Consider the following 8,089-nt stretch of genomic DNA (forward strand, 5'->3'; position numbering starts at 1 on the left):
CCCTCCCTCCCCCATCCTGAAGGATTCATGACCTTCATCTTCGGGTTCCTGATCTGGGCCATCCTCCCGGGGGCCTGCCTGTTCACCATGGTGAGGGTGCTGCGCCAGCACCGGCTCACCCGGGAGCTGCGAGCGCGGGGACTGCGCGCTCCGGGCGAGGTCGTCAACCTGCGCACGGACTTCCTGTCGAACTCCGTGGTCATGGAGTACGTCTTCCATCTGCCGGACGGTTCGGAGCACCACGAGGCGCTCCGCCTGAGCAGGCGCCCCCTGCGCTCGCATCCCTCGGTGGGGGACCCACTCGAAGTCACCTACCTCCCGGACGACCCCCGTCAGCATCAACGCGCAGGGGCGGAAGTCGGGCTGCTCACGCTCGTGGCCACGATGGTCGTCCTGGTGCTCGTCATGGTCGTGGGCGGGTACATCGTGTACCAGATGATGATGCCCCACCCCACGCAGGGCCACGCGCGAGCCCCGCTGGAGCCCGTCACCTCTCAGGGCTTGCGTCAGACCGGCGAGCCTCCGCGGAATGCCGTACAGGAGCAGCAGCGGCAGGATGTGGCACGGGAAGCCCCCTCCCCGTGAACCCCCTCATCCAGAGGGTGGCCCTGGCGCGCTTCGTCCTGGACCGTGGCGTCCGTCTTCTCCCTGCCGGACGGCGCGGAGCACCACGGCACGTCTTGCAATGACGGGGGAAGGGCCAATCCCTCCGCGTTGCCTTCGAGTCCGCGCCCCCGTCATCCTGAGGCATCCATGCTCCCCATCAATGCGATCCTGCTCATGGTGTTCTTCGTGGGAGCGCCCCTGTCGCTGACGGTGATGCTGGTGCGCCAGCACCGGCTCACCCTGGCGCTGCGGGAGCGCGGACGGCCCGCCCGGGGCAAGGTGGTCCGCATCCGCGAAAGCTGGTTGAACGTGAACCACGTGTTCGTGGAGTACGTCTTCCGCCTGCCAGACGGTTCGGAGATCCACGGCAAGTACAAGCTCCACCGGCACGTGTTGCCGTCCCAGCCCGTGTCCGAGGGCGACCCCCTGGAGTTCCTCTACCTGCCGGACGCCCCCCACAGGCACCAGCGCGCGGACGTGGAGAGCGGGCGCCTCAACCTCCTGACCGGGATCTTCGGCCTCGCGGTCCTCTTGACCCTGGCCTTCATCACGTGGATGAACGCGCGCTGAAGGGTCCCGGACCGCGCGGCCCCAGGGCGCGGTTTAGTTGGGCCCGTAGAAGGGCTCGTTCGCGGCGGGCACCGCGAGCGTCACGGAGCTGGCCACGGAGGACACCGGGGCGCGGTAGATGCTCGGGTCACCGCCGGAGTCGTTGAAGAGGAAGCCCAGCTCCGTGCTGCTCGTCCAACTGGGGAAGCTCTCCTCCACGGTGCTCGACGTGTAGTCCGTCAGCCGCCGCAGGGCGCCGCTGATACCCGAGGCCGTCGCGTTGCCCACGAAGATGCGCGTGCTGCCGTTGGACTGCCGCCCGTCCAGCGCCACCTGCCGCCCGTCCGGGGACACGACCGCGCGGTTCGCGATGGCCAGCACGTCACCGCTCATGAACACGGACTGCGCGGAGCCTCCGCCCACCGGCACGAACGCGAGCTGGTTGTAGAAGGAGGCATTGTTGCCCGCGGGCGCCACCACCGTGTTGCCGCTGGGGAAGAAGGACGGCGACCCGAAGGCGATGCCCGCGTTGGGCGTCAGCTCCACGAAGCCGCTGCCATCCACCGCGATGCGCGCCAGCGAGCTCAGCGCTCCCGACGTCCGCTCGAACGCGAAGACGATGGTGCGGCCGTCCGGGCTGAACGTGGGCCCGCGGAAGTTGGTGCAACTGCCGCATGCCGCGTCGTTGGTGCTCAGCAGCGTGGCCACCGGCCCGCCCGTGGTGGGCACCGTCTGCAGGGAGTACGTGCTGCCCGAGCGCTGCACGAACACGATGCTGTTGCCGCTCTTGGAGATGGAGGGCGTGTACGCGCCGCCGGCCGTCGTCAGCCGCTGCGGACTGTTGGGGTCGCCGTCGTCGTCCACCACGTAGATGTTCCGGTCGCCGCGCACGAAGGCGAAGCCCCGGTCGAAGAGGACGTCACCCGTGGTGCCGCCACCGCCAAAGTCCGTGGGCTCACACGCCCCCAACAACCCCACCGCCACCACACCGCCGAGCCATCGCCGCATGCCCATCATCGCTGTCTCTCCCGCCGTGCCGGCCCTGTCACACGCGCTTCGCGCCCGAACACTACAGGGCGCGCCGGACAAGACGTCAACGCGCACGAAGGCATTCACGCGCGCCCGTGTCCGGGAGCGCGCACGCACCTTCAGCGGTTGAGGCGGTTCAGTTCGTTGCGGCAGACGTTGCAGGGGCCCAGCGACTTGCGGTCGATGTCCTGCGGGAACTGCGGGAGGAACATCACGCAGCGCGAGTCCTCGCAGTACGACAGGCCGATGAGGTGCCCGGCCTGGTGCACCGCCTCCACCTGCACGCGGCGGCGCAGCGTCTCGCCCTCCGCGCCCTGGCGCAGCCGGTACAGGCTCATCACCGCGACCTTGGACTCCCGGTCCGCCTGCCCGAAGACGAAGGGCGAGTCCGGTTCGAAGAGGTCCGCGTCCGTCACGCCCATCACCAGGTCTTGCGGCGCCTCATCCAGCACCGTGCCCAACCGGCGCATGATGGCGTTGCAGTGGTACTGGCTGCGGTCCTTGTTGAAGGCGTAGGCCGGGGAGGACAGCGCCATCCGGCTCACGACCGCGCTGACGCCCAGATGGGTCGCCAGCGGATCCTGCAAGGCATTCACGATCGCGGACGGTGGACTGCCCACGGTGACCAGCAGGAGCGTCTTCTGCGGCATCAGCCCACCGCCTTCTACCTCCGGACGGACGTTGACCGCGTCCCCCCGGAGCGGAGTGGCTGGGGCGCAAGGATTCGAACCTTGATAATCAGAGTCAAAGTCTGACGTCCTGCCATTAGACGACGCCCCAGCAGGTTCGCACGCGTACTCGTGGGCCGATACTACGGCACTTTGACGGGCGCGGGAACCCACTCTGACGCGGGTCCCCTCAGTCCATGGCGTCCGGGGGGTGGATCACTCCCCCGGACGCCACTCGGAAGGCCGCCGGGGGGCCGGGCTGTCATCCACCCGACAGGTGCGGTCCCCCTTCAGCCCTTCAGCACGGCCAGGGGCGTGAGCCGGACGCGGGGCGTCACGAGGTCCGCCTCGTCCTCCAGCACCTCGGAGAGGTCCCGGTAGGCGGCGGGCGCCTCCTCCACCAGGGTGTGCGTCCGGCCCGGGTCGAACACCACGCGGCGCAGGGCGTGGACCAGGGCGTCCGTGCGGATGCGGGCGCGGGCCTCCGTGCGGGTGAGCACGCGGCCCGCGCCGTGCGAGCAGGAGCGGAAGGCACGGGGCTCCGCGAGGCCTTCGACGACGTAGGAGGCCGTGCCCATGGAGCCGGGGATGAGCCCCCGGGCCCCGGCCTCCAGCCCCACCGCACCCTTGCGGTGGACCCAGAGCGAGCGGCCGAAGTGCGTCTCGGAGGCGACGTGGTTGTGGTGCACGTCCACGGTGCGGTCCGGGTCCGGGGCCACGCCCAGCACGTCCGCCAGCACCGCCAGGGCCCGGGCGGCGAGTTGGTCCCGGTTCGCTCGGGCGAAACGGCACGCCAGGTCCAGGTCATTCACACAGGCCCGGCCCGCTTCGGTGCCAATGTCGAGCGCGGGCGGCGTGCCCTGTCCCAGCACCTGGGCCACGCGCTGGTGGTGTTCCCCCACGGCGCCCCCCACGCCCCGCGAGCCGGAGTGGATGAGCAGCCAGAGGTCCCCTGCCCCGTCGCGGTCCAGCTCCAGGAAGTGGTTGCCCCCACCGAGCGTGCCCAGGTGGCGTGGCGCCAGCCGCTCCCAGGCACGGGCGAGCTTGTGGGTGGACAGCGGGGGAGCTTCGAGCCCCGGCGGCAGGGGCAGCCCCCTCCCCCGGTGCACCGCGTCTCCCACCGGGATGACCCGGGCGAGCTGGGACAGGAGCCGCTCCAGGTCCGCGCGAGAGAGTGAAGCGGCGGGGAAGGCGAAGCGGTGCGCGCTCACGCCGCAGCCCAGGTCGTTGCCCAGCGCGCCGGGGACGACGTGGGCTTCCGTGGCGAAGACGGTGCCCACCGCCACGCCAGACGCGAGGTGCACGTCCGGCATCACCGCCACGTGCTCCGTGACGTAGGGCTGCGCGGCCAGCCGCTGGAGCTGCTTCAGGGCCGCCTCGGGCACCGTGCGCGCCCAGGCGAGGAGGGGCACGGCGCCGGGTGGGACTTCGAGAATGCGGGGCATCATGCGTCACCCCCTTCGCCGTCCTCGGTTTCCGTGCGTGGGGCGGTGCCCACGAGGACGAAGCGCAGGTGCGGGGTGCGCTTGAGGTTCAGGTGCTGCGCGAGCCGAGAGCGCAGGAAGCCCTCCGCACGGGCGAGGGCCTCCTTCACCGCGGCGGGGTCCGCGTCGTGCGGCAGCGAGTAGCCGATGCGCACGGTGCGGCCTTCGGGGGACAGCTCGCACGACGTCAGCGCGACGCCTTCGAGCATGGGGTCGGACAGCTCGCTCCGGAAGAGCAGCGAGACGTCCTCGGAGAGGGTGGACTGGACGCGCAGGTGACGCGCGGACGGAGCTTCGGAATGGAACAGCGAGGAGCCCGAGCGCCGGACGGACGCGCGGGTACGGCGATGCTTGGAAGAGGACATGAACGAAGACGGATTCCTGCGGGCCGTGCCGGAGCACGGCCGGGTGTGCACGCGAACGACACCGCGCGGACACGCCGTCTGGACCTCACGTCGGAGGCGTCCTCCACGGCCGCGACAGCGCTCGCACGGGCGCTGTCTTCGGACGGGCGCTGGACACCGCCGGTGACGCTAGAAGCGCGACCCCGCGGAGCGGACCGAGACCACCTTGGCGACACGTCCCATGGCACACCTCCCGCCGCGCACCCGACGCGCGGACCTTCCACCGGACGCGGGGAACACACGCATCCATGCGCGCCCTGACGCGGTGGCCTTCCAGGTCCTGACAAAAGGAGGTGCTGTCCTCTGGTGACCAGCCGTTCCATCCACCATCCGACGCGCGGCGCCAGTCGGATTGGCGGGACGGCCGTCCCCGGGCAAGCAGGGGGCGGGAGGGGTCATGGCCGAGACTTTCGACGTGGTGGTGATTGGAGCGGGTCCCGCGGGTGAGAACGCGGGCGCGCGCGCGGCGGCGGGGGGGTTGAAGGTCGCGCTGGTGGAGCACGAGCTCCTGGGCGGCGAGTGCTCCTACTGGGCCTGTATGCCCAGCAAGGCGCTGCTGCACCCCAGCGAGACGCTGTGGCTCGCGAAGCACACGCCCGGCGTGCGCGAGCTCATCCAGGGCCCGCTCAAGGCGGACGCCGTGCTCAAGCACCGCGACCAGATGGTGTCCGGCTACGACGACAGGTCGCAGGTGAAGTGGGCGGAGGGCGCGAAGCTCACCGTCATGCGCGGCCACGGCCGGCTCACCGGTCCGCGCAAGGTGGCCGTCACGGGCAAGGACGGCAAGGTGCGCGAGCTGGAGGCGAAGCAGGCCGTCGTCATCTCCACGGGCAGCAAGCCGCGCTTGCCGGACATCCCGGGCCTGAAGGACTCCAAGCCGTGGGACAACCGCGAGGGCACCGGCGCCAAGGCCGTGCCGGGCCGGCTGGTGGTGCTGGGCGGCGGCGTGGAGGCGGTGGAGCTGGCGCAGGCGTGGCGCGAGCTGGGCTCGGAGGTGACGCTGGTGCAGCGCGGTCCCCGCGTGCTCAAGCGCTTCGAGCCCTTCGTGGGCGAGCAGGTGGCCGAGGCGCTGCGCGACTCCGGCGTGCGCGTGCTGCTGGAGACGCAGGCCACCAAGGTGCAACGCTCCGGCGCCCAGGGCGAATACACCATCACGCTGACCGGCGGGGACACGCTGCGCGCGGACGCGCTGCTCGTCGCCATGGGCCGCACCGCGCGCACGGACGACCTGGGCCTGGACACGGTGGGGCTCAAGCCCGGCGCATCCATCGAGGTGGATGATCAGCTCCGCGCCACGGGCGTGGACGGCGGCTGGCTGTACGCGTGCGGCGACGCGAACGGCCGAAACCTGCTCACGCACATGGGCAAGTACCAGGCGCGGCTGTTGGGCGACGTCCTCTTGGGCAAGCCCGCGAAGGCGTGGGCGGACGCGAAGGCCACGCCGCAGGTCATCTTCACGCACCCGCAGGTGGGCAGCGTGGGCCTCACCGAGGACAAGGCGCGCAAGGCGGGCGTGCCGGTGAAGACCGTGCAGTACGAGCTGGGCGACGTGGCCGGCGCGTCCGTCATGGGCAAGGACCTCAAGGGCACGGCGAAGCTGGTGGTGGACGAGCAGCGCCGGGTCATCGTGGGCGCCACGTTCACCGGGCCGGGCGTGGGCGAGATGATCCACGCGGCCACCATCGCCGTCGCGGGCGAGGTGCCGCTGGACACGCTCTGGCACGCGGTGCCGTCGTACCCCACCGTGAGCGAGGTGTGGCTGCGGCTGCTGGAAGCCTACGGCCTGTGATTGCGGCGGGGCGCTCCCGCGTGGAATGGTGCGCGCCCTACCGTGTCCCCGTCCGTGAATGAGCACCGCTGAGCCCGCCCGCCAACGCGCGTCCCTGAAGGTGGAGTGGGCGCTGTTGCTGGTGCTCGCCGTGGCGGCCGTGGCGGTGGGGCAGCATCCCCGGCGCGGCGCGGACTTCCGCGTCTACCTCACCGCCGCCGAGCGCTTCCGCGAGGGCACGGACCTCTACCGCGCCGAGGACGGCACCATGCCGTTCAAGTACGCGCCCGTCACCGCGCCCCTGTTCCTGCCCTTCACCGCCGTGCCGCCGCGCGTAGCCGTGGCGCTGTGGAACCTGGGCTCCGTGCTCGCGCTCGGCGCCGTGTCCGTGCTCACGCGCCGCGCGGTGCCCAGGGACGCAGAGGCCACGCCATGGCCGTGGGCTCCGGTGCTCGCCACCGCCGCGCTCCTGCCCGCGTTCTCCTTCGAAATCTTCTACGGCCAGGTGGACGTCGTGCTGCTGTGGCTGCTGGTGCTCGCGGCCGTGGGTGCCGAGCGGGGCCGCGCGTGGGGCCCCGGCGCGGCCTTCGCCGTGGCGTGCCTGCTCAAGCCTCCGGCCGCGCTCCTGGGGCTGTTCTTCCTGGCGCGCCGGCACTGGCGCGTCGTGGGGACCACCGCCCTCTTCGGCGTCCTGCTGGTGCTGCCCACGCTGGGCCGCTACGGCTGGACGGGCACGCTGTCACAGCTGCGTGACTGGACGGAGATCCTGGCGCGCACCACGCCGCCGTGGGCGCTGGGCCACAACCCGCAGGGCCTGCCCACGCTGCTGCTGTCGCTGGTGCTGCCTCCGGAGTCGCTGCCTCCCGCGGGTGCGATGACCGCGGCGCAGGTCGTGGCGATGGGGCTGTTCATCGGTGCGCTCGTGTGGGCACGGCCCGGTCCGGTGGAGCTGCTCGCGTTCTGCTGCCTGGGCGTGACGCTTTTGTCACCGTTGGCGTGGCGCGCGAACTACCTGCTCGCGTGGCCGGTGATCCGCGCGGCGCTGGAGGGACGCTCGCGGCTGGGACAGGCGTGCGTGGCCGGAGTGGCCCTCATTGGCATGGTCGTTTCCGACGCGGTGTTGGGCGCGGAGTGGGCCCGGCACGTGTTGCTCTTCCGGCCGTTCGCGGTGGTGTACTCCGCCCTGCTGATCGCGCTGTTGTGGCAGACGCGGCGTCACGGAACGCCCACGGCGGTGATTTCCGACAAGACCGTGACTCACCTGCCGCGCGGATTTTTGAACGCTCGCGGTTCGTGACCCAATCGAAACAAGGCCGGGGGCAAAGTGTCACGGAGCCTGAACCTTCGTGACACACGGTGTCGCTATATGCGTCCCCGTCATGTTCGAAACGTTCGACAGCGCTTCCAGCGCCCCCGCCGCCCGGCGGTTCGCGCTCTCCACCACCGCGTCGGTCGCCGTCTTCGGACTCATCGCCGTGGCGGCGATGACCGCGGCCAACACGGTGAAGGAAGTCATCAAGGAGAAGAAGGTGGACGTCGTCTTCCGTCCCCCTCCGCCTCCGCCGCCTCCCGTCGTGGAGG

8 protein-coding genes, 1 tRNA gene and 1 pseudogene are annotated in these 8,089 nt (G+C 71.2%); 5 read left to right on the forward strand and 5 right to left on the reverse strand.

Going from position 1 to position 8,089, the window contains the following annotated elements; genetic code table 11:
- Window positions 1-27 precede the first annotated feature (27 nt).
- Window positions 28-585 carry a DUF3592 domain-containing protein gene (locus tag D7Y21_RS38660; RefSeq protein ID WP_120565349.1) on the forward strand — a complete coding sequence of 186 codons (558 nt, stop codon included), beginning with the start codon at window positions 28-30 and terminating at the stop codon, window positions 583-585.
- A 168-nt stretch (window positions 586-753) separates the two neighbouring features.
- Entirely contained in the window at window positions 754-1,176 is a 423-nt protein-coding gene (locus D7Y21_RS38665; protein WP_120565350.1) for a DUF3592 domain-containing protein, read from the forward strand.
- 33 nt (window positions 1,177-1,209) lie between these two features.
- On the opposite strand, the gene D7Y21_RS38670 is transcribed toward D7Y21_RS38665, so the two are convergent.
- The 5 genes from D7Y21_RS38670 to D7Y21_RS38690 all read right to left on the reverse strand — a co-directional run bounded on the left by D7Y21_RS38670 (window position 1,210) and on the right by D7Y21_RS38690 (window position 4,701).
- Complete coding sequence (locus D7Y21_RS38670) at window positions 1,210-2,163, reverse strand: TolB family protein (RefSeq protein WP_370039896.1); 954 nt, start codon at window positions 2,161-2,163, stop codon at window positions 1,210-1,212.
- 140 nt (window positions 2,164-2,303) lie between these two features.
- Window positions 2,304-2,834, reverse strand: coding sequence for a non-proteolytic archaemetzincin-like protein (locus D7Y21_RS38675; protein ID WP_120565352.1), 531 nt, complete (start codon window positions 2,832-2,834; stop codon window positions 2,304-2,306).
- A gap of 56 nt (window positions 2,835-2,890) precedes the next feature.
- Window positions 2,891-2,964: transfer RNA gene (locus D7Y21_RS38680), tRNA-Gln, on the reverse strand.
- A gap of 178 nt (window positions 2,965-3,142) precedes the next feature.
- Window positions 3,143-4,300, reverse strand: a complete 1,158-nt coding sequence (locus tag D7Y21_RS38685; protein WP_120565353.1) for an RtcB family protein — start codon at window positions 4,298-4,300, stop codon at window positions 3,143-3,145.
- The gene (locus D7Y21_RS38690) at window positions 4,297-4,701 is read right to left on the reverse strand and encodes a ribosome-binding factor A (protein ID WP_120565354.1); all 405 of its coding nucleotides are present in this window, start codon (window positions 4,699-4,701) and stop codon (window positions 4,297-4,299) included. The genes D7Y21_RS38685 and D7Y21_RS38690 overlap by 4 nt, the downstream gene beginning before the upstream one ends.
- Window positions 4,702-5,137: 436 nt before the next feature.
- Between D7Y21_RS38690 and D7Y21_RS38695 the strand changes: the two genes are divergently transcribed.
- The 3 genes and pseudogenes from D7Y21_RS38695 to D7Y21_RS38705 all read left to right on the forward strand — a co-directional run.
- Window positions 5,138-6,529 carry an NAD(P)/FAD-dependent oxidoreductase gene (locus tag D7Y21_RS38695; RefSeq protein ID WP_120565355.1) on the forward strand — a complete coding sequence of 464 codons (1,392 nt, stop codon included), beginning with the start codon at window positions 5,138-5,140 and terminating at the stop codon, window positions 6,527-6,529.
- A 58-nt stretch (window positions 6,530-6,587) separates the two neighbouring features.
- Window positions 6,588-7,805 carry a glycosyltransferase family 87 protein gene (locus D7Y21_RS38700; protein WP_233612459.1) on the forward strand — a complete coding sequence of 406 codons (1,218 nt, stop codon included), beginning with the start codon at window positions 6,588-6,590 and terminating at the stop codon, window positions 7,803-7,805.
- Between the two features lie 82 nt (window positions 7,806-7,887).
- Window positions 7,888-8,089, forward strand: a pseudogene (locus D7Y21_RS38705) (energy transducer TonB); the annotation flags it as partial.

It is taken from the genome of Corallococcus sp. AB045, assembly GCF_003668895.1.
GTDB lineage: Bacteria > Myxococcota > Myxococcia > Myxococcales > Myxococcaceae > Corallococcus > Corallococcus coralloides.